Origin of the sequence: Natranaerobius trueperi (genome assembly GCF_002216005.1) — a bacterium.
GTDB lineage: Bacteria > Bacillota > Natranaerobiia > Natranaerobiales > Natranaerobiaceae > Natranaerobius_A > Natranaerobius_A trueperi.
In genome coordinates, this window is record NZ_NIQC01000024.1 from 13,174 (window position 1) to 33,684 (window position 20,511).

At 33.5% G+C, this 20,511-nt stretch carries 20 protein-coding genes; 8 read left to right on the forward strand and 12 right to left on the reverse strand.

The annotated features are described in order from the left end of the window. Window positions 1-24: 24 nt before the first annotated feature. On the reverse strand, window positions 25-567 hold the full coding sequence (gene pyrR / locus CDO51_RS09840) for a bifunctional pyr operon transcriptional regulator/uracil phosphoribosyltransferase PyrR (RefSeq protein ID WP_089024099.1): 543 nt from the start codon (window positions 565-567) through the stop codon (window positions 25-27). Window positions 568-921: 354 nt separating this feature from the next. Between pyrR and CDO51_RS09845 the strand changes: the two genes are divergently transcribed. Next, window positions 922-2,328 (forward strand): sodium/glutamate symporter, encoded by a 1,407-nt coding sequence (locus tag CDO51_RS09845; RefSeq protein ID WP_089024100.1) that lies wholly within the window; start codon window positions 922-924, stop codon window positions 2,326-2,328. A 103-nt stretch (window positions 2,329-2,431) separates the two neighbouring features. Continuing rightward, complete coding sequence (locus tag CDO51_RS09850) at window positions 2,432-3,892, forward strand: Na+/H+ antiporter NhaC family protein (protein ID WP_089024101.1); 1,461 nt, start codon at window positions 2,432-2,434, stop codon at window positions 3,890-3,892. Window positions 3,893-3,943: 51 nt separating this feature from the next. Here the strand turns inward: CDO51_RS09850 and CDO51_RS09855 are convergent, their stop codons facing one another. Next, on the reverse strand, window positions 3,944-4,102 hold the full coding sequence (locus tag CDO51_RS09855) for a DUF1540 domain-containing protein (RefSeq protein WP_089024102.1): 159 nt from the start codon (window positions 4,100-4,102) through the stop codon (window positions 3,944-3,946). Between the two features lie 264 nt (window positions 4,103-4,366). On the opposite strand from CDO51_RS09855, the gene CDO51_RS09860 reads away from it, so the two are divergent. Continuing rightward, entirely contained in the window at window positions 4,367-4,642 is a 276-nt protein-coding gene (locus tag CDO51_RS09860; protein ID WP_089024103.1) for a TrkA C-terminal domain-containing protein, read from the forward strand. Here the strand turns inward: CDO51_RS09860 and CDO51_RS09865 are convergent. The 4 genes from CDO51_RS09865 to CDO51_RS09870 form a co-directional block, all read right to left on the reverse strand. Further along, a complete protein-coding gene (locus CDO51_RS09865) occupies window positions 4,631-4,903 on the reverse strand; it encodes a metallopeptidase TldD-related protein (protein WP_240503543.1) in 273 nt (90 codons plus the stop codon). The two genes, CDO51_RS09860 and CDO51_RS09865, sit on opposite strands and share 12 nt — an antisense overlap. Before the next feature lie 41 nt (window positions 4,904-4,944). Continuing rightward, window positions 4,945-5,079 carry a hypothetical protein gene (locus CDO51_RS15070; RefSeq protein WP_276207023.1) on the reverse strand — a complete coding sequence of 45 codons (135 nt, stop codon included), beginning with the start codon at window positions 5,077-5,079 and terminating at the stop codon, window positions 4,945-4,947. A 1,118-nt stretch (window positions 5,080-6,197) separates the two neighbouring features. Beyond that, window positions 6,198-6,338: a hypothetical protein gene (locus tag CDO51_RS13835; RefSeq protein ID WP_158212419.1), complete on the reverse strand. Its 141-nt coding sequence runs from the start codon at window positions 6,336-6,338 to the stop codon at window positions 6,198-6,200. Window positions 6,339-6,353: 15 nt separating this feature from the next. Continuing rightward, complete coding sequence (locus CDO51_RS09870) at window positions 6,354-6,866, reverse strand: hypothetical protein (RefSeq protein ID WP_089024105.1); 513 nt, start codon at window positions 6,864-6,866, stop codon at window positions 6,354-6,356. Window positions 6,867-7,117: 251 nt separating this feature from the next. Here CDO51_RS09870 and CDO51_RS09875 point away from each other — a divergent pair, with 251 nt between their 5' ends. From CDO51_RS09875 to CDO51_RS09895, 5 genes are all read left to right on the forward strand, one after another. Beyond that, the gene (locus tag CDO51_RS09875) at window positions 7,118-8,800 is read left to right on the forward strand and encodes an ABC transporter substrate-binding protein (RefSeq protein ID WP_089024106.1); all 1,683 of its coding nucleotides are present in this window, start codon (window positions 7,118-7,120) and stop codon (window positions 8,798-8,800) included. Between the two features lie 72 nt (window positions 8,801-8,872). Further along, entirely contained in the window at window positions 8,873-9,859 is a 987-nt protein-coding gene (locus CDO51_RS09880) for an ABC transporter permease (protein WP_240503546.1), read from the forward strand. Window positions 9,860-9,884: 25 nt separating this feature from the next. Beyond that, on the forward strand, window positions 9,885-10,826 hold the full coding sequence (locus tag CDO51_RS09885) for an ABC transporter permease (protein WP_240503544.1): 942 nt from the start codon (window positions 9,885-9,887) through the stop codon (window positions 10,824-10,826). A 1-nt stretch (window position 10,827) separates the two neighbouring features. Then, window positions 10,828-11,865: an ABC transporter ATP-binding protein gene (locus tag CDO51_RS09890; protein ID WP_089024107.1), complete on the forward strand. Its 1,038-nt coding sequence runs from the start codon at window positions 10,828-10,830 to the stop codon at window positions 11,863-11,865. Then, window positions 11,866-12,858 (forward strand): ABC transporter ATP-binding protein, encoded by a 993-nt coding sequence (locus tag CDO51_RS09895; RefSeq protein WP_089024108.1) that lies wholly within the window; start codon window positions 11,866-11,868, stop codon window positions 12,856-12,858. A 96-nt stretch (window positions 12,859-12,954) separates the two neighbouring features. On the opposite strand, the gene CDO51_RS09900 is transcribed toward CDO51_RS09895, so the two are convergent. From CDO51_RS09900 to CDO51_RS09925, 6 genes are all read right to left on the reverse strand, one after another. Further along, the gene (locus CDO51_RS09900) at window positions 12,955-13,845 is read right to left on the reverse strand and encodes a glycine betaine ABC transporter substrate-binding protein (RefSeq protein WP_089024109.1); all 891 of its coding nucleotides are present in this window, start codon (window positions 13,843-13,845) and stop codon (window positions 12,955-12,957) included. A 17-nt stretch (window positions 13,846-13,862) separates the two neighbouring features. After that, the gene (locus CDO51_RS09905; RefSeq protein WP_089024110.1) at window positions 13,863-16,235 is read right to left on the reverse strand and encodes an EAL domain-containing protein; all 2,373 of its coding nucleotides are present in this window, start codon (window positions 16,233-16,235) and stop codon (window positions 13,863-13,865) included. A gap of 170 nt (window positions 16,236-16,405) precedes the next feature. Continuing rightward, window positions 16,406-17,353 (reverse strand): helix-turn-helix transcriptional regulator, encoded by a 948-nt coding sequence (locus CDO51_RS09910; protein WP_089024111.1) that lies wholly within the window; start codon window positions 17,351-17,353, stop codon window positions 16,406-16,408. A 92-nt stretch (window positions 17,354-17,445) separates the two neighbouring features. Next, the gene (locus CDO51_RS09915) at window positions 17,446-17,991 is read right to left on the reverse strand and encodes a DUF4352 domain-containing protein (protein WP_089024112.1); all 546 of its coding nucleotides are present in this window, start codon (window positions 17,989-17,991) and stop codon (window positions 17,446-17,448) included. After that, window positions 17,991-18,407 carry a hypothetical protein gene (locus tag CDO51_RS09920; protein WP_089024113.1) on the reverse strand — a complete coding sequence of 139 codons (417 nt, stop codon included), beginning with the start codon at window positions 18,405-18,407 and terminating at the stop codon, window positions 17,991-17,993. Before CDO51_RS09920 ends, CDO51_RS09915 begins: the two co-directional genes overlap by 1 nt. A gap of 111 nt (window positions 18,408-18,518) precedes the next feature. After that, entirely contained in the window at window positions 18,519-20,450 is a 1,932-nt protein-coding gene (locus CDO51_RS09925) for a glycine betaine ABC transporter substrate-binding protein (RefSeq protein WP_089024114.1), read from the reverse strand. Between the last annotated feature and the right edge of the window lie 61 nt (window positions 20,451-20,511).

The following is a 20,511-nucleotide window of genomic DNA, read 5'->3' on the forward strand; positions in this document are numbered from 1 at the left end:
ATTTAAAGGGCCATATATTTTGTTTTAAAGTTCTTCAATAACCACTTTATCTTCTCCATCAAGTTCAGTTAATTTGACTGAAACTAGTTCTTTTTTTGATGTAGGAATATTCTTTCCAACATAATCTGCACGAATAGGAAGTTCACGGTGACCTCTATCAACTATTACAGCTAATTGAATATGCTTAGGGCGTCCTAAATCAATTACTGCATCTAAGGCTGATCTCGCAGTTCTACCAGTAAATAAGACATCATCTACTAATATAACTTTTTTTCCTTTGATATCTAGAGGTACTTCAGTCTTTTTTAAAATTGGTTGTTCTGATAATGTAGTTAAATCATCCCGATATAGTGTAATATCCAAAACTCCTGTCGGTATTTCTTTTCCACCTATTTCTTCTATTTTGTTAGCAAGTCGTTTTGCAAGTGGAACTCCCCTAGTTCTAATCCCTATAATTACTAGATCATCAATTCCTTTGTTTTGTTCAATGATTTCATAAGAAATTCTTGTAAGTGTTCTTTTCAGTTTATCTTGGTCCATTATAAGAGCTTTTTCATTAGTATCCAACAGTATCACCCCCAAATTAGCTCGGAAAGGAACTGGGTATAAAAAAATCCCTGTTACCGTGAGGCACAGGGAATATATACCACTATCTAAGTAACTCTAAACTGGTATGGTACACCAATTCAAAGATAACTTCGATATAATTCCTTGATAGTCTCACGGGACTATCTTAAAGGAGCCATCTATCAATTTGTTATAGTATATATTTTTTTATATAATCTGTCAAGTCTTTAAGTGGTTAGATAGAAAGTTTGTAGATTGTCGTCGAATGTTGTATAATGTAATTTAGACCCCGAGTTTTTTTCGGGGTTTAATACATTAAATAGATATAAAACGTTTTTTTAAGGAGGGATTCTAGTGACTCAACTATCTATAGGTTTCAGCATTCTATTATTAGGTGTATTGCTATTAATTGGTAAATTTATCAGAGTTAAAGTTTCTTTATTACAAGATCTATTCCTTCCAAGCTCAGTTATAGCTGGGTTTGTAGGTTTAATTTTAGGACCAGAAGTATTAGGAAATTTATTTGACTTCTCTAATATTTTTTATTGGTTTCAATCTGGTATTTTTCCAGAACACAGTCTAGAGACTTGGGCGTATTTACCAGGTTTGATGATCAATGTAGTTTTTGCTTCTCTTTTTTTAGGTAAAAAATTGCCTACCCTAAATAAAGTCTGGACCTTAGCCGGACCACAGGTTGTTCTAGGATATATCTTTTCATTTGGCCAATATATTGTGGGACTATTACTTGTTATATTCATTTTAACACCTGTATTTGGAGTCGATCCACTGGCAGGAGCATTAATTGAAATAGGTTTTGTTGGTGGTCACGGTACTGCAGCTGGACTTGCAGACACCTTTGCAGAAATGGGATTTGAAGATGGTGAAGCCCTTGCTACAGGTATGGCAACTGTTGGTGTGTTAGGTGGAGCTATTATTGGTATATCTCTTATCAACTGGGGAGTAAGTAATAAAAAGCTAAATACTAATTCTAAACCTCAATCTCGAGACGATATTGAAAAAAAGGGACTTACAGAATTAGATCAACGTTCACCAGCAGGACATTTAAGTACAAAAGCTGAATCAATAGAACCACTATCATTACATTTTGGTTATATTGCACTATCTATTCTCCTAGGTTACGGTATCCTTGAAGGCCTTGTATGGTTTGAGGATGTTACTTGGGGACAAGCCACCGGTGTTTACCTAATAGAATATGTTCCTCTCTTTCCATTAGCAATGGTAGGAGGTATAATAACTCAATTTGCATTAGATAGACTAGATGGTTATAAAACTTTAGATGAAGATTTTATTTCTAGAATACAAGGACTTGCATTAGATATATTAATTGTTAGTTCTTTAGCAACTCTTCAACTTACAGTTATTAGAGATAATATTATCCCATTCACTGTTTTAGCTATAGGTGGTATTATTTGGACTATTTTTGTCTTTAGAATATTAGCACCAAAAGTATTAACTTCTTATTGGTTTGAAAGAGCAATTGGTGATTTCGGACAATCCATGGGAGTTGCTGCTACTGGGCTATTATTAATGAAAGTAGCGGACCCAGAAAATGAAACTCCGGCACTAGAAAGTTTTGGCTACAAACAAATTTTATTCGAACCTATAGTCGGAGGCGGTCTATTTACAGCAGCTTCAGCTCCACTTATCTTCCAGTTTGGTGCTATTAATGTCCTAATCTTTCTTACGATCATAACTACTTTCCTTTTATTATTTGGATTATTTTATTTTAAAAATAAATAAAACTTCTTTAACACCCATCATCAATAAATGATGGGTGTTTTTAGTATGCTTCTTTTTAGTGTGGTTACACTAAAAATGTATTACTAAAAGGAGGGAGTTTTTCATGGAAGAAGAACAAGAAATTAAAGAACTAAATTTTCACCTTGGTTCTTTTGGTGGTGTTGTTCCAATTCTGATTTTCGTAATCTGGGCTATTATAGCAAGTTTTTTAGGAGTGATTACCACCAATGGGCTCTCTATGGGTGCCATTATAGGTTTGATCGTTGGAATGGCTATCTGTAAAAATAGTGGAGACATCTATGCTCAAGCAGTTTTTGAAGGATTTACTCAAACAATTGCTGCTGTTGCTATTGTAGCATGGTTCTTTGCAGGAATGTTTTCTGAAGTGCTTCAAGCGGGAGGACTTGTTGAAGGACTAGTGTGGATTGCACATATTACTGGAGTCGAAGGTGGTTTGTTTGTAGCAATTAACTTTTTATTAGCAGCAGCTTTTGCTTCAGCTGTAGGTACAGGTTATGGTACTGTTGTTGCTTTTGCTACTTTGATGTATCCTGCAGGAATAATAATGGGTGCACATCCTGTTATATTAGTAGCTTCCATATGCAGTGGTGCTGCTTTTGGAGATAACTTGGCTCCTATTTCAGATACCACGATTGTATCAGCTGCCACACAAGAAACTGATGTTCCTGGTGTCGTTAAAAGCAGGTTTAAGTATGCTATCACAGCAGCCATTCCAACTTTTATATTATATATAATTTTAGGTGCTGCTCCACAAGGTGCAGCAGGAGTTGAAGGAACAACAGCTATAATCGAAGAGTACGCCGATCCCTCAGGGTTATTACTGTTAATCCCCTTTGCACTAGTGCTAATTTTAGCATTTAGTGGATTCCATTTACTAGTGTCACTAACCTGGGGAATAATTGTGGGCATACTAGTCAATGTTTTACTTGGTCTCGCACCTTTGAGTGCAATTATACATTTTAACACTCAAGAGGCGACAATTTCAGGTGCATTAGTCGACGGTTTAGCAGGATATGTAGAGTATGCCATTTTGATATTACTGATAGTAGCATGTAGCCATATGATTAGATTAAGTGGTGCCATGGAAGATTTCAGAGAATGGATTACAGCTAAAATCAATGGTGTCATTATGAGAGCTGAACTTGCTTACTGGGCAATGGTTGCTTTACTAAATAGTGTGATCACTATTAATACTGCAGCTGAAGTAGCAGCAGCACCTTTTGTAAGACAAATAGGTAAGGATCATCATATTCATCCTTATAGAAGAGCAAATTTTTTAGATGCACAAACTTCTGCATTAGGCTATATCTATCCTTGGAGTGCTGGTTTATTACTAGCTATCACAACTATACGTAGGCTTACAAATGAGTATGAGTTTATTGAACCTATCTCCCCTGCCCAAGTAACACCTTACGTTTTTCATGGTTGGATATTACTAGTGATCTTCTTTGTAGCAGCTATTACAGGTATCTGGAGACGGTATGAAGGGCCAAATGGAGAAGAGCTTATGCATCCACCTAATAAAGATGATGATCCTTCATAATAAAATATGACCCCTCATTTGGGGTCATATTTATTTGGATTATTTTGTATGTTACTGCTCTCTTTTTGGAACGAAAGTTTCACAGGCAGTATCTCTAGTATCATTAACTATGTTATTTGTCACACTAGATTTAACTTCAATAGAAGAAGCTCCACACACATAATTATCGTTATAGTAGCACTCCTCTACTTTACACTTAATTTGTGACATAAAACTTGCCCTCCTTATAGCTAAAGTGATTTATTTTCTTTTATTACTTTTTCCATTATTAATCAAGGTATACATAATCTTTAAAATCTTAATGAATAAGTTTCCTGTAAAATCAGATAACTTGCTTTTCTAATATATAGATTATTATAATATTATCTAACAAGTACTCCAGGACTAGCGACTTCTCTTGAAGCCACAGGAGATCCTTTAGCTTCTGTAGGTTATGGGATTGCATATCCTTTTGGTGTTGTAGCAATTGTTTTTTTGTTCAAATTTTCCCTAAAAGATGCTTTACAAAGTTCTAAAAAGCCAAAAAGTCGAACTGAATTAAACTTAATTGCGAAAACATTTAGACTTGAAAACCCAAAGTTACATAAAAAAACTCTCTCTGAAATCAATTTACATAAAGTAGCTGATATTATTGTTAGTAGAATTTTTAGACAGGATAGAAGTTTTGTTGGAAGAAATGATGCCGTTTTATTACAGTATCAGGGCGAAAAGCACGCTTTCAATCGTGGGCTTTTCGCCCTAATACTGTAATGAATATAATCTACCACTAAGTTTTCCATTTTCTATTAAGTACATAGGTTTAGCTTTTGTTCCCTCATGGTCATAGACATAGCTACCTGGGTGACCTGTTTTTGTTGGATCATCAATTACATTGAATTTTTCCATTGCAAACTCAGACCCTAGTATCATTATTTTGGCTAAAGTTTCGTTTCCAATTAAATTATCAGCCTCACTCAAGTGACCAAAGGCTTCATGTATAAAAAGACCACGTACATCACTATCTAATATCACATCATAGTTTCCTCCAGTAATAGGTCCAGCATCTAATAGATCTATGTTATCTTAAATGAAATACCACAAATAAGTTCTTCTTGTCGTACCTCTGTTCCGTAATTATTAAGAATTAAAGTATCCGTAAATTGTTCATAATAATTTGAATTAAGATCTACAATATTTTCGTTATCCATAATAATTTTTTACGTCTTTTCTAATAAAGCTTTTTTATCCTTAATAGAGACTTCTCTAGGATCCTTTTTAGGCTCAACTCTCATAGTCTTTATGTACTTCAACATTTTCTAAATTTTCTTTCCCAGTTATTAAATCACTAGCTTTCTTAGCTTCTCTAATAGCAAAATTAACATCATTTATGTCTGTAAAAGAACATGTTCCAAAACCACCACTCTTTTTTATCTCTGAGACTTCATCAATTTCTCTTTTCGAACCTTTGATAGTAGTTAATGAACTTGAAACCTAAGGTCACAAAAACTATCCTTTAAAGTGACTCTTTTAATGAATCTATCTCCATAATCTAACCGCCGTGTTTTTTGAAAATTCATTATTATTGTATATTTTTTCAATTTTATTAACAGATTTATTGATTAAGTTTTAGAGATTTTATAGTAAATCGTTAAATCTCCTTTGATACACAGCATGTCAGAAAAAACAACATTAATTATATCTATATTGTTGGACAAAGAGTAATAATATGAAAAAAACTAACTATATATAATTAATAAAAGTCACTTTCAATTAGGGGGGTGATAATAAAACAAAGTCAAAACAATTAAACAAGTTTATTCTAATATAGCCTCTCGGAATAAAAACTTGAACTTTTGTCAAAAAGGTAACAATTAACTGGAAATACTATAACCTAACGATCTAAATCAAATTTAAAATACGCTTTATTTAAAAAAGAGCATAAATATTAAGCTTACAACTATATGCTTTTAAAAGTAGCTGACAATTTAACTAAAACAAGGTAGAAATTAAGGCAGGTTCTTCACAGATAACGCTGTACCATGCATCGATGTGTTGACACATCATAATACAATAAAGCCTGATGTACCACTTTTTAGTTGACCTGTGGTAAATTCAATGGATAGCGACCAGACTGATACTATCATTTCGTGATGCTGGTTGAAGTCTTGGATAAAGTGGTAAGTCATACTTACTATCGCTAGTAGAAATCATGTAGAGGTGGTATCCATTGAAATATTTTTCTCTGGAGCTATCCCACCCTGAACTACAATCGGGTTGTGAGTAAGGCGAGGACGGGTGCAGTTCCGCTATACCCTGGGCACGACAATTACAAGTTGGGTTTACTTCTAGGATAAACAGCAGTTTCTAAAGGGGTTCCATCATCAGCGAGTCCGATAGCATTTAGAACACCTAATAGACCAAGTTTAGCTGAAGTCTCTAAAAACTGTGAATGGAAAAATTCAAACAATCTGTCACCAGGTAACTAGGCATCGTGATTAAGAAAACGTTTAACAAGCTTATGTACAAAACCAGGGTTTTTATGGGCTTGCTTTTGACCTTTTTTCAGCTTTTTCTGACGCTTCTTTTTTCGTTTTTGTCTTTTAAAAAATTTTGTTTGTCTAGTCCCCATAGACGAGAAAAAAAGTCGTAGAAAGTTCCAACACCGGGTATATCTGAAGGGAAGAAACCACTTAGGGTAGCTAGCATAAAGAGGTACTTTTTTCATCATATCAACCCATTCAGTGAGCCCCAGAGAAGGATAAGTAAACAAAAGAAGCAAGTAAGACCTAAGCATAGAAGCTGGATCGCGAGGTGGAGGACCTTTTTTAGAGTAAGAGCTTGAAATCCACGTTGTTAGGTATGAAAGATCAGTTAGTTTGGTTAAAACAGGCCAATCACTATTTGCAAGAGTAAAAGCTCCACCCTGAATAATGTTTTTTAACTCTTCTAAAACAAAGTTTTGATAATCTTCATGGTAAACAACTAAAGGCTTCATTATTGACACCCCAATCGTAGAATTTAGGGAAAAAATATCCCTCAACTCGATTGTGGCGGTATTATTGCAATGTCAAGTGCTTTTAGACTTATTTTTCGTTTTTTATTCAAAATTTCCAGTTTTTTTAGCTTCAATTTATTAATCCCCTTACTTAAAGTAGGAGGATTAATAATAACAGGAACAAGAGAAACGCGTTCCTGACAAAATCGGTGAATTCCGAGAGACTATTTAATTTCAAAGGAGGGGGAAATTTGATAAAACCACTAAAGTTATTAATCATTGTTTTATTAGCTCTTACCACTACCTTTATTTTCATGGGATGTGGTGAAGAAGACCCAGTCGCTGACAAAGATGAACCAGAGGAAGAAAGGATAGTTCCTGAGCTAACGCTTCACACAACAACTATGGAATTTGATCCAGGTAGAAATGAAGCAGCACTGATGATTCAAGAAAATATGGAAGAATTAGGTTTCAAGGTAGATGTAAGGCCTTTAGAGCACAGCACATTGGTCGATAGGGCTAGAAGGGCTCCTGGTGAAAAAGATTGGCACGGTTTAATCTTGGGGTGGTCAGGTAGAATAGAGAGAATTGATCCAGATATGTTCACCTATACACTCTTCCATTCTTCTCAAGCTGTACAAGGTGGAAATAATTTTCACGCGTATCAAGATGATGAATTTGATGAAATAGCAAAAGCACAAAGAAAAGCGATGGACACAGATGAACGACAAGAACTTATTTATGAAGCTCAGGAAAAATTAGCAGAAGATGCTCCAATGTATGTTTTATATTATGTCGAAGGCCTTAATGCATTAAACACTGAAAAATGGGACGAAGATACTATGATTAAAACACCAGAAGGATTGTATAATGAATGGTTACCATTCTATGGTGAGCCACTTACAGATGATAGTGAATTACGAATCGGTGGATTACAAGACTTAGATACAGTTAATCCATATGCTGCAACGTCAGTTTTTGAATGGAAGTTATTAAGGTTAGTTTATGACAAGTTAGTAAGAGTAGGCCCTGGTTTAGAACCAAAACCATGGGCAGCCGAAGACTTTGAAGTTTCAGAAGAAGGTGATCAAGTAGATGTAAGCTTACGAGATGACATGACTTTTCATGATGGAAAGCCAGTAACCCCTGATGATGTAGTCTTTACATTTGAGAATATGATTGATGTAGGTGTACCTTATTTTGAAGGATTCTTAGATCCAATCGATCAAGTGGAGCTGTTAGAAGATGACACAATAAGGTTTGAATTAGAAGATCCATATGCTCCATTTTTAACAAATACTTTAGGTCAAATCCCAATATTACCTAAGCATATATGGGAAGATATTGAAGAAGAAGAAAATTTATCACACCCTGATGAATATGAAAATATTCCTGTTATTGGAAGTGGGCCATTTGAGTTTTCAGATTGGCAAAGAGGAGAATATTTACAAATTGAAAAATACGAAGAATATTTTGAAGCAGACGAAATAGATATGGATGGAATTAATTATATTATCTATGGCCACGAGGAAGGACAGTTTGGTGGTCTAGAACAAGAAGCAATAGAAATGGTTGCGGAAGGTTTTGAATCAGATTATGTCGATAGAGTAGACGATATTGACCACCTTGAACTAAAAACACATCCTTCGATAGGTTTAAATTACATGAGCTTAAACAACAGTAAACCACCTTTTGATGATAAGGCTGTTCGACACGCCATGGGACATCTTATTAATCATGAACTTTTAATAGATGTACTACAAGATGGTTATGCAATGCCTGGGGGAGCAGGAAGAGTGATTTCTCCTGCAAACGATTTTTGGAGAAATCCAGACGTAGAAGAATATGAGTTTGACATGGATAAAGCTCGTAGCATTTTAGAAGAAGCTGGGTACGAGTGGGATAGTGAAGGTAGAATCTACTATCCAGAATAATCAATTATAGCTGGGGCTTATTTTTAGCCCCAGATTATAAAACTTAGAAATTAAAATGTTTATTTAAAGGTGGTGAAATATTTGGGTCTTCAACAATTCATTATCCGTAGGTTAATCCAAGTCCTCGTAAGCTTATTTGTAGTAGTTACACTTGTATTTTTCATGTTTAGATTAATGCCTGGTGATCCTACTGCTTCAATGTTAGAACCGGAAATGTCTGTTCAGGCTCAAGAAATGTTACTTGAGAGGTTTGGGTTAGACCGTCCCCTTCACGAACAATATTTTGTTTACTTAGGTAACTTACTACAAGGTGATCTTGGTATATCTTTTCATTATCGTCAACCAGTATTTGAAATAATTTCTACTTATGCTATGAATACAATTATTTTAATGATCACAGCAATTATTTTTTCTTATGCAATCGGTGTTTCACTGGGCATTATTGGTGCTTGGTATCGAGGTTCTAAACTTGAATCAGGAATGAGTGCAGTAGTTCTTATTTGCCGCTCACTACCTCCTTTTTTCCTGGGCATGCTAGGTATAATGATTTTTAGTTTTGGATTAGAATGGTTACCTCATTCAGGAATGAGAACACCCGGTCATGGTTCAGAGAACTTCTTTGAATTATATTTCAGTATGGATTTTTTAAAACACTTAATTTTACCTGTATTAATGTCTAGTATTTACTATATTGCACGCCCCACCTTAATAATGAGAAACACAATGTTGGATTTAATTGGAGCAGATTTTATTGAAATGGCTGAAGCAAAAGGACTTAGAAAATCTAGGATAATGTTTATACATGCGGGAAGAAATGCTTTGCTACCAGTTGTAACAAATTTGGCTTTATTTTTAGGCATGGCTATAGGAGGAGCCGTTACACTTGAATATGTATTTGGCTGGCCTGGTCTTGGTAGAGAAATAGTATTAGCTGCTGAACGTCATGATTATCCCTTAGCACAGGCCTCCTTTTTGATGCTAGCCTTTATTGTAATGGTACTTAACTTTTTAGTAGATATACTTTATGCATATTTAGACCCCCGTGTTTCTTATCAATAATTTATTTTAAAGCGAGGTGATAATTGTGACCAACAACCAAAATCCACAGATTAATAAACCCATAGATACCAAAGAGTCACCACTAAATAGTTTCTTATCAAAAACGAAAAACTTCATTAGTAAGTTTGTTGATATATTTAAACAAGATAAACTTGCGATAATTGGTTTAATTGTCTTTATCTGCTTTGTTGGAGTCGCTATTTTCGCTCCAATGATTGCACCTTACGACGAGATGGAAAGACACCGAGATGAAAATGGCGAGCTAAGAAGAACAGACTCACCATCAAGTGAACACTTATTTGGGACCACTAATCGAGGGCGAGATGTTTTTAGTCAAGTAATTATGGGATCAAGAGTTGCTTTATTTGTGGGTGCATTAGCAGCACTATTTGTAACTTTTATCGGTACCAATATAGGTTTGATTTCAGGTTATTTTGGTGGTTTTTTAGACAACTTATTTATGAGAATAGTGGATATATCGTACGCCATTCCCTTTATACCATTTGTGATTATATTAGTTACTCTATTAGAACCAAGTTTATTTAACATAGTTTTAGCAATCACAATATTAAGTTGGCGTACAATTGCTCGTATCATAAGAGCACAAGTACTATCTGTTAAAGAACGTCCCTATGTAAAAGCTGCTAGGGTTGCAGGTGCTAGCAATTTAAGAATTATTTTCTTATACATTTTGCCAAATGTCCTACCTTTGGCATTACTTGAAATGTCACTTAGAATGGCACAAGCTATCATCGCTGAAGCTAGTGTAAGTTTTCTAGGGTTTGGTGACCCAACTGTGATCAGCTGGGGACAAATTCTACAAAGAGCTTTTATGGCCGGAGCAATGCGAGATGCTTGGTGGTGGGTTATACCCCCAGGCATAGCGATTTCTTTACTAATTGTCGCTGTATTCTTCACTTCAAGAGCACTAGAAATTATTGCAAATCCCCAGTTAAGGAGGCGATGATATGTCATTATTAACTGTAAAAAATTTAAAGATTTATTATAATACAAAAGCAGGTGACCTAAAAGCAGTTGATGACATTTCCTTTGAAATTCCTGAAAGTATGAATCTCGGCTTAGTTGGAGAAAGTGGATGTGGAAAAACAACAGCTGCCAAATCTATTTTAAAATTATTACCAGATAATGGTCGTATAGTTGAAGGCGACATTATCTATAAAGGGACAAATTTAGTTGGATTGAACAAAGAAAAGATGAGAAAGTATCGTTGGAATGAAATTTCTATGATTTCACAAAGTGCTATGAATGCACTAAACCCTGTCTATCGGGTCAAAGACCAAATCATAGAAGCCATTTTAAATCATGAAGATACTACAAAAAATGAAGCCTATAATCGTGCTTCTGAATTATTTGATATAGTTGGTCTAGAAAAAAAACGATTAGAAGCTTATCCGCATGAAATGAGTGGTGGAATGCGTCAAAGGGCAATCATAGCAATGGCTCTAGCACTAGACCCAGGATTGATTATTGCCGATGAACCAACTACAGCCTTAGATGTGGTCGTTCAAGATAAAATCTTACAAAAGATTATTGATATTCAACAAAAACTAAAAAGTTCTATGGTCTTCATTACCCATGATATCTCTGTTGTAGCAGAAACTTGTGATTTAGTTTGTGTAATGTATGCTGGTAAGATAATGGAATATGGTACAACAAGAGATATATTTAAAGATCCTAGACACCCATATACAATGGGACTTCAAAATGCTTTCCCGAGTATAAATTTAAGAGATATGGAACTAATTTCAATACCTGGCTATCCTCCAGATTTAATAAATGAACCGGCTGGCTGTAGATTTTATCAGCGTTGTCCATTTGGTAGTGAAATTTGCGAAAAAGAAGACCCACCTATTAAACAAATTAAAGAATATCACAAAGTAGCCTGCCACCATGCTGAGAATTATATTGAACATAGAGAACAAGTTCAACATAGAAACACATGGGAAGATGTTAAAAAACGGCAATTGAAAAAAGGGGTGGTTTAATTGAGCCACAACAATAATTCTATCATCTCAGTTAAAAATTTAAAAAAATATTATCCTGTAAAAACCGGTTTCTTATATACATTGTTTAAAAAAGAAAAAAAGTACGTAAAAGCTGTAGATGATATTAGTTTTTCAATCAAAAAAGGTGAAATTATGGGACTAGCAGGTGAAAGTGGATCTGGGAAAACAACTACAGGAGAAATTATAGCACAACTTCAAAAACAAACCTCTGGTACTATATTTTATAATGGAGAAGATACAAATAAACTTAAGGATAGTGATTTAAAAGATTTCAGACGAGCCTGTCAAATGATCTTTCAAGATCCCTATGAGACACTTAATCCAAGATTTACTATCAAAAGGACTATTGAGGAACCTTTACTAATTCATGGTTTCAAAGATGACAAAAAAAGAATGGAAAAAGTAATAGATGCACTAGATAAAGCAGAATTGCGCCCCCCAGAAGATTTTTTAAATAGATTCCCACATGAGTTAAGTGGTGGGCAAAGACAAAGAGTCGCGATAGCTAGAGGTATAGTTTTAGACCCTGTATTAATGATTGCTGATGAACCAGTTTCTATGTTAGATGTCTCAATAAGAGCTGGGGTGTTAAACTTATTAAGAGATTTAAGATCTAATATGGGTGTATCGATGCTTTATGTTTCTCATGATTTATCAACTATAAAATATATCTGTGATAGAATAATCATTCTTTATCTAGGAAGAATTGTTGAAATCGGCCCTACTAATGAAGTGATTGAAAAACCAGTACACCCTTACACTCAAGCTTTAATTTCAGCAGTACCTTCACCAGATCCTGATGTAAAAAGAAAAGGAACTAAAATAAAAGGAGAATTACCAGACCAAATCGATTTACCAGAAGGTTGTCGTTTTTATCACCGTTGTTTAGTGGCTAATGAAACTTGTAAAACCAAGGACCCAGAACTAATTGAGGTAGGTGAATCACATTACGCTGCATGTAACCTACTTTAAAATACTTCCTTTATTTAAAAATTAAAACTCTCAAGTACTTAAAAGGCTGTACCTAAGTTTAAGTTCAGGTACAGCCTTTTTTCTAGTAGTAATGATCTATAACTCCGTAATACTATCAATTTCTACATATTCAGGTACTACAAGACCAATCTTAGCCTCTTCAAAGATAGGGCCTAAATCATCTAAGTTTTCTTTATGTTTATCATAATACTCTTGTTGAGTGACAGGTAACCAAGCAGATATAAATGCATCTTGTTTATCATTAGCTATATCTTTATATATTAGGCCAACTTCTGCTTTAGTAAGTACTACCTCATAATTTAACTCTTGTTCTAAAATTGCCCCTACTAAATGAGTTGATGCAACTGAACAGTCCCAGTTTACATAGGCTATTTCAATTCTTTCTTTATTACCATCTACATCCTCTGGGACCCATTCTTCTACCACATCTTTGTTATTTTCCATCCAAGTTTTAACAGATTCATATTCATCTTCTCCATCAGCAATTTTAGTCATAATGGTACTTAATTGATCATTTTCTAAATAAAAATCACTTAAAAATCTATATATATCAGGATTATCTTCTTCTAAACCCAAACGGGTCAGAGCATGAATATTTTCTGATTCTCCATAGATATTTTTTGGATCTTCTAGAAATTTAAGATCCCACTCATTAAATTTCCAATGAGGTGTCCATCCTGTTGCTACAATCCATTCTTCATTATCAATAGCGCTTTGAAGTTCTGTTGTCATAACAGTGTCACTTCCTCCTACTAATTCATAATCCAAATCATAAACATCTAAAGCATTGTTTGTAACCATCATAACTCCTGCTCCTGTATCGATACCAACAATTTTGTTATCAAACCTTTCTTTTTCATCCAATTTGTCTTTTGTCTTTTCAGTTTCTATAGGTTTACTAAACGTACAAGCCCCTATTAAACTTAATAATAAAATAACACAAACTATCATAATAATTTTTTTCATAAATAAAATAAACCCTCCTATGTAGTTTGTTGTTTCTGTTCACTTAATAAAAAGTGGACAATTTCTTCTTTTGTAAGGGGTTTTGAAAAATAATATCCCTGAAGTCGATCACAATCATTTCTTCTTAAGTTATCTAACTGTTCTTTTGTTTCCACCCCTTCTGCAACCACCTCTGAATTTACTTGATTACCAATTTTTATAATTGAGGCAATCAAATCACCTTGTACAGATTTTTCAGTTAAATCACCAACAAACCCTTTATCGATTTTCAATGTGGTAAAAGGTAAGGTCCTTAGATATGTTAAAGAAGAATAACCTGTTCCGAAGTCATCTAAAGCTACTTTGATACCTTTTTCCATCAAATAATTTAGTTTATCATCAACTAAATTAAAGGATTTGATCATCAAAGTTTCTGTGATTTCTAGCTCAAGACAAGGGTATGGCATGTTGTATTTATCAACTGTATTTATAACCGTATCAACAAAATCATCTTGTAATAATTGAATAACAGATATGTTAACGGAAATTGAATAACCTTTATATCCTTGTTCATATAAGTCTTGTAAAAATCTCATTGCATTATCTAACACCCATTCCCCTATGGGTATAATAAAATGATTTTTTTCTGCTACCTCAATAAATTCATCTGGTGGCACACTACCTAATTCAGGGTTTTTCCACCTAATTAAAGCTTCGAATCCCCAAATCTTACCAGTTTTTGTATTATATTGAGGGTGATATTTTAGTGTAAATTCTTTATTATCTAAAGCAGTCTTGAGCTCTTTTTCAATTTTCATTTTTCTAGTCGGATCATCAGCCATATCATCTTGATAACAGTTATAGTCAGAGTTACCATTCTTTTTAGATTGATACAAAGCTATATCTGCTTTAGTTAATAATTCGTCTATAGATCTGCCATCTTTTGGGAAGAAGGCAATTCCTATACTAAAAGATATCGGTACATTGCTTTCATCTATTTGAATAGAGTCATTAAATGAGTCTACAATATTCTTTGCTAAGTCTTGTGCTTGCTTGTCCTTTTTACAATTAGACCATAATATAAATTCGTCACCACCCATTCTATATACAGTACAATCATCAGTAGTTATGTTATCTAGCTTGTTTGCTATCTTTTTTATTACTCTATCACCAAATAAATGTCCCATTGTATCATTTATAAGCTTGAAGTTATCTAGATCTAGCATCAATACAAAGTAATTGTTTTCCTGGTTATTTTTAATGGCTCCATCAAAACTTTCTTTAAAGGCAAGTCTATTAGGTAAACCTGTCATATAATCGTGATATGCCATGTGTTCTAGTTCACCTTGCATATCAATCAAATTTTCTTTCATACTTTTAAATGACAATCCCAGAAAACCTAATTCATCTTTTCTTTTTAATAAATCATTTGAAATACTATTAGAAAAGTCACCTTCTGATATTGACTTAGCTTGTACTGTAATTAATTCTATAGGTTCTGCTATTTTTCTTCCAAAGTAAACTGCGATCATAAGTCCTGTTAATATTACTAACAGAGCAATAATCCCTAACATTCTTTGAAACTCAAACAGGTTGTCTAAAAGTTCATCACGTGCTCCTGATACCCCTACTAACCAGTTAGTATCTTTAATAGGTGAGTAACCAGCATACATTTTTTCACCTTCATCGATATAGCCACTAATATCTTGTTCTTCATCTTCCATAGTAGTATCAATATTTTCAAAATCACTTCTACCTATTTCGTTAATTGAACTATTAATAAATTCTTTATCCTTATGAGCCATAATAGTTCCTTCAGTATTTACTATATATGCATATCCTTCATCTCCAAATTGTATGTTTTCTATTAATTCACTTACTTCATGAGCCCCAATTCTACCAACAAGAGCACCTTTAATTTCTCCATCATGTTTAATAGGAGATGCCACCATAATCACTAATTCATTTGTTACCCTACTAACAATAATATCCGAAAAATTGGTTTTACCTCCTAAAGCTTTATTAATATAACTTTTATCTTCTACATAGACAGAATCCATATTAATAAACCTAGCTCGTCCAGCTCTATCCACTACAGCAATACCAGTATATTTAGAATCTTCAATATGATCTGATAAAACTTCTTGCTGTTTGGTCCAGTCCATGCTATTAATATCATCTCGATCAACAAGATATTCAAGTTCATATATATATACATTGAGTTTTTCTCTAATAAGTTGCGATACATCATCAGCTTTTTGTGATACAACCATCTCAACTTCGCCAGTTAATGTATTAGTCATATATTTATATGTAAAAAAACCGATAATACTAGTGCCAAAAATAAGAATAATTACAAAATAGATAGCAAACCTATTACTAATGCTATTATAGAATTTGAGCTTTGGCATCTTTTCACTCCTTCTTATTTCATCTAAATATTACATTTAAACAAATTACAAGTATTTAACTTTTAACATAACCTTAATAAAACAACATCTTTAAGAGCTTATACATAGTTTTAAGACTGCCCTTTAGTTAGAATTATACAGCAAATGCTACAGGGCAGCCCTAATTTTGACTAATTTATAGAACTATATAATATTTCCATATCCTTTAGTTCTGATATTATCTGTTCTCTCATCCATTTTGGTTCTAAAATTTCTGCTTTTCTCCCAAAAGAAAGTACCCAAGAATAAACTTCTCTCCAGTTAGCCACAGTCAGTTCATATATAATATCTTCATTATATTTGGTCTTTTTTTCACCTTTATAAAAAACGGTTTCTTCGATTATTGAAGCCACTTCTTTTTTAAATCTAATTTTGATTTTCGTAGGTTCACCTTTCATAAGCTCAAAACTGTCTGATAAAAAATCTTCTAAATCAAACTCCTTTGGAATCTCATATTTATCTTGAAGAGATTTAATCTCTTTAACTCGACTACATTTAAACATCCTGATAGAACCATTTTTATAACAATATCCCACCATATACCATGATCTTTTCTTAAAAAACACACCATAAGGGTCTACTAATCTCCAACTTTCATTTTTAGAAGAATTAGATTGATAATAAATCTGTACTCTATTTTTTAATTCAATAATCTCTTTAAGTCTTTTTACAATCTCTCTACCATCCTGTTCGTTATCATGAGGATGTATTAAAACACTTCTTTGTAGTGTTTGATATTTATCAATCATCTTTTCAGGTAAATGTTTTCTTAACTTCTTTAATAAGCTCTCAGGAATATTGCTATCTATCCCATAATGTGATAAAAAATTAGTCATTAAAAGTAAAAAAGTTACTTCATTTGGATCAAATTGTACCCTTGGTAGCTCTACATCACTCATAAACCTAAGGCCCTGATAATTCTGTACAGGTAACCCAGCTTGTTCTAATATATTAATATCTCTTCTAATTGTGCGCTGTGACACCTCAAGTTCTTTAGCTAAATCATCATAGACTATCCCTGGTTCTCGTCTGATTTTTTCAGCTATAGACATTAACCTTACTAACCTATCTAGTTTCATAAAGTCACCTCAAAATCAAACATAATCACTTAAGTAACAATTATTCTACCCTTGCTAGAAAAATACTCCCATCTGGGTTCATCATGGTTTATTTAATCTAGCTCTTCCTCTTTAATTTCATATATTGCCTGACCAAATCCAAACAATTGTGGTTCAAATATAAATTCCCATTCACTGTGCTCTTTAGAAACACTAAAAGCAATTTCACCTCTCATTGTTCTATTAGCACCTAGCTCACCATCTAACTGGCCGTCAGTATCAGCTCCCAAAGAAAGATCATTTGAATAATGCTCTTCATCTACGAGATCAAACATCATCATACTTGAAATTGAAGTAGATTCACTTGATAGGTTTTCAATAGTACAATTAATAACCAACCATCTTTCACCTTCATCAGGACTAAAATATTCATCCCCAGTATCAAACCGAGCACTATTTACAGTAAACTGTAATTCTCCCATTTCAACTGTATCACCAATAGTAAATACCTCTTCTTTTTGTTCTTTTTCATCTGTGTTTATCTCTTCTGTTTCAGTTTCTTTTTCATCCACTGCCTCTGGAGTTTCTTCTTCCCCACTTCCAATTGCCAATACTAAAAACAAACAAATTACTAACACTGTCACTACTTGTTTTAACATTATAAAACCCCCTTATTATTTGATAAAACTATCCTTATAGCCACTAGGGCTAATAAAGACCCAATAATATGAGCAAATACATCCCCAAAACAAAACGTCCCCCGTAAATAATTAATGTATTGACCTATTTCAATACTAATACCGGCTAGCACAGGTACTATCAGCCAAATTTTCCTTAAGTTATTAAAAGCCAAAGCAGCAGTAAAAGAAAAAGTCCAAGTACCATTTGGAACCCAATACAAAATCCAATTAGGTATATCATAATTTGACAGCAAACTTCTAAAATAAGCTATTAATTCAGAGATTCCTAATAGCTCAAACCAGGAAAACATTATCAAGTTTTCTGGCCTCCAACCTATATAAATACTTGATCCGATAAGTAATGGAACTGCAACTAGTAAAAACTTAAGTAACATAACAAACTCTCCATTTTTAAATTCTTTGTTAATATTGTAACTTACTATTGTGACAACTGTTTGTCAAAATAAATTAACCTGAGGACAAAAAATGTCCTCAGGTTAATCATTCTATTCATTTAATTCTGTAATACTTTCAACATCTACATAACTCGGAACTACTAACCCTATTCTAGCATCTTCATAGACTGGCCCTAGAACTTCAATATCATCCTCAAATTTATCTAAATAAGTTTCATGAGTAGTTTCCCAAGCTGAAACAAAAACATCAATACCACTATCAGCCATATCTGTTAAGATTAGTGCTGGTGATGCTTCAATAAGTTCAACCTCATAGTTATAACTTTGTAATACTTCCTTTACTGTATGTGCCTGGGCAATTGAACATTGCCAGTTCATATAACCCAGTTGCACTTCTTTACCCTCACCGTCAAAGTCCTCAGGTACCCAATCTTTTACAATTTCGTCATTTTCTTTTACCCATTTTTCTCGAGCTTTTTCTTCATCCATGGCCTTATAATCAATAAGGTTCATAACTTCACCTAATTCTTCATCAGTCATATAAAACTCATCGATAAACTCATGTACATCTTCCATATCTTTTTCTAACTCTTCTCTTACTACAGCTTTTATATCTTCACCTTCTCCATATACCCCTTCAGGGTCTTCTAAGAATTCAAGATCCCATTTAGAAAATTTCCAGTGAGGGGTCCATCCTGTTGCAACTACCCATTCTTCGTTTTCAATTGATGCTTGTAACTCAGCTTCCATAGCATTCTGTGACGCATGCATTGAATCAAAATACTCAAGACTCTCATAGCTGTCTTTAGCCTTTGAAGTGATATGCATAATTCCTGCACCTGCATCTATCCCAATTATTTCAAAGTTAAACTTTTCAGCAACTGTCCCTTGTAATTCTTCAGGTTTTTCTTTTGTAGTCTCTTCTGGTTTTTCGAATTCTTCTTCAAATTGTTCCATTTGTTTTTCATGAAGTTCTTCAAAAGTTATTGTATTTTCTATGTCCACAAAATCTAACTCAACTCCGTAATCGTAAATATCTGCTGTTTGTGTTAGTGACATACTCAGTTCTTCTATATTATAGTCTATTTTTGATTCAATTTTAGTGGTCTCAAAAGTTTCTTTATTTACATACATATCATAGTCCATAGTAATATCTAAACTATCAAATACTTCTTTCATAGATTTTGTAACTTCTTCATCTTCATATAGATCCAACATATCATCCATATCATAAAGATCTTTCAAAAGTTTTTTAAAGCCATCTTGGTCTAATGAAATATTAACTAGATAATAATCCTCTTCATCAATTACAACTTGTTCATTTAAACTATAATCTACACCATAATCCTTAGAAAGCTCTAGTGAAGAAGCAGGATCTAAATTCATAAGATGTTGCATTCCATCTATACCTAACTCATCTAGTTCACTTACTATCCAAGTATCTTCTTCAAATTTTTGATACATTTTTTCATCTGTCATAAATAACTTAGAACCTTCTACTTCATCTGAAAGATCATGCATTGGTACATCCATTTCTTGCACAACAAACACTGAAAAAGGATCATGTCTTACATCTGCCTTCATATTAAATGTCATATTTTGTTCACTCGAAGTCTCTTCTGGTGCTTGTTCTGGCAGATCAAAATCTAGGTTCATTTCACCTTCACCAGTCATTCGATAGGTATTTTGTTTTTCCATAAATTCTTCTGCTTTTACTACAATATCCTCAGCTGAGAGCTCTTCTTTTTTAGATACATAGATTGTATTAGTACTACTTTCAAAGTAAACAGTAGCATTGTTATCTTCAAAAACCTCACGTAATGGTACATAACCTTTTGTTTCTAAACCTAAAAGATCTGTTACAACTTTTCCATCTAGTTGTGTACGACCATTTTCGATGTACATATCAGCTGTAATTTCTTGATCATTTATATATAAAGATAGATCATTTTCTGCATGACCTGTAGAAACTAATGGTGATACCATAAGTATCATCACCAAACAACCAGTTAATAGTTTCATATAAGCTTACCCCTCCCCTTTTTATACTCACTTCTACATAATTCTATATAATATAAATTTT

What these genes read in the sequence shown, in the direction of transcription:
- CDO51_RS09850 (WP_089024101.1), top strand. Translation starts at nt 2,432, where the DNA reads ATGGAAGAAGAACAAGAAATTAAAGAACTAAATTTTCACCTTGGTTCT.
- CDO51_RS09855 (WP_089024102.1), bottom strand. Translation starts at nt 4,102, where the DNA reads ATGTCACAAATTAAGTGTAAAGTAGAGGAGTGCTACTATAACGATAAT.
- CDO51_RS15070 (WP_276207023.1), bottom strand. Translation starts at nt 5,079, where the DNA reads ATGGATAACGAAAATATTGTAGATCTTAATTCAAATTATTATGAACAA.
- CDO51_RS09870 (WP_089024105.1), bottom strand. Translation starts at nt 6,866, where the DNA reads ATGAAGCCTTTAGTTGTTTACCATGAAGATTATCAAAACTTTGTTTTA.
- CDO51_RS09890 (WP_089024107.1), top strand. Translation starts at nt 10,828, where the DNA reads ATGTCATTATTAACTGTAAAAAATTTAAAGATTTATTATAATACAAAA.
- CDO51_RS09900 (WP_089024109.1), bottom strand. Translation starts at nt 13,845, where the DNA reads ATGAAAAAAATTATTATGATAGTTTGTGTTATTTTATTATTAAGTTTA.
- CDO51_RS09905 (WP_089024110.1), bottom strand. Translation starts at nt 16,235, where the DNA reads ATGCCAAAGCTCAAATTCTATAATAGCATTAGTAATAGGTTTGCTATC.
- CDO51_RS09910 (WP_089024111.1), bottom strand. Translation starts at nt 17,353, where the DNA reads ATGAAACTAGATAGGTTAGTAAGGTTAATGTCTATAGCTGAAAAAATC.
- CDO51_RS09915 (WP_089024112.1), bottom strand. Translation starts at nt 17,991, where the DNA reads ATGTTAAAACAAGTAGTGACAGTGTTAGTAATTTGTTTGTTTTTAGTA.
- CDO51_RS09920 (WP_089024113.1), bottom strand. Translation starts at nt 18,407, where the DNA reads ATGTTACTTAAGTTTTTACTAGTTGCAGTTCCATTACTTATCGGATCA.
- CDO51_RS09925 (WP_089024114.1), bottom strand. Translation starts at nt 20,450, where the DNA reads ATGAAACTATTAACTGGTTGTTTGGTGATGATACTTATGGTATCACCA.